Annotated in this window: 1 protein-coding gene; it reads left to right on the top strand. The window is 66.1% G+C overall.

Annotation, left to right across the window (positions count from 1 at the left end):
- Window positions 1-45: 45 nt before the first annotated feature.
- A partial coding sequence (locus tag E1288_RS46555) for a TetR/AcrR family transcriptional regulator (RefSeq protein ID WP_132495767.1) occupies window positions 46-669 on the top strand: 624 nt, incomplete at its 3' end.

Here is a 669-nt window from a genome sequence, read left to right as displayed (position 1 = left end):
TTTACACAACAGTCGTTATGAAAATTGTGTGGCAGAATCGGCGGGGTGCCGAACACGAAGGCCCGGCTGCCGGGTGGCGATGGCGGAACCGAGCCGGCCGTGCAGCGTGGCCGCCCGACCGGGGACCACGCCGCGAAGCGGGCGGAGCTGCTGAAGGCGGCGACGTCGGTGATCGCGCAGGAGGGCTACGCCAACGCATCACTGCGCAAGGTCGCCCAGCGCGCGGGGTGCACGACAGGAGCGGTGACCTACTACTTCGCAAACAAGGAGGAACTGGTCACCGCGTTGGCCGAAAGCCGGTTCGACACCTACGACGCGATGCTGGAATCCGTCCGGAAGCAGACCGACATCAAGGCGCTTTTCCAGCGGTGGCTGGATCTGACGACCGGCGATCCCGAGTTCTGGCCGGTGATGTCCCAACTGCTCGCCCACGCGCGGTACGAACCAGCACTCTCCGCCGTCATCGAGCAGCGCTACGCCCACTACCGCGCCATGTACACCACGATCCTCGAAGCCGGCCAAGTGCGAGGCACCATCCGTGGCGACATCCCCGCCGACCTGCTCGCCGACCAACTCGCCGCCATGGGCGACGGCTGGATGATGATGTACCCCTTCGAACCCCAGAGGTTCACCCCGAAACGACTCCAGGCCCTCACCGACGCCGCCCTC

Origin of the sequence: Saccharopolyspora elongata, from assembly GCF_004348985.1 — a bacterium.
Lineage (GTDB): Bacteria > Actinomycetota > Actinomycetes > Mycobacteriales > Pseudonocardiaceae > Saccharopolyspora > Saccharopolyspora elongata.
Note: the sequence above shows the minus strand (reverse complement) of the source record. Positions and strands in the feature narration are given on the sequence as shown.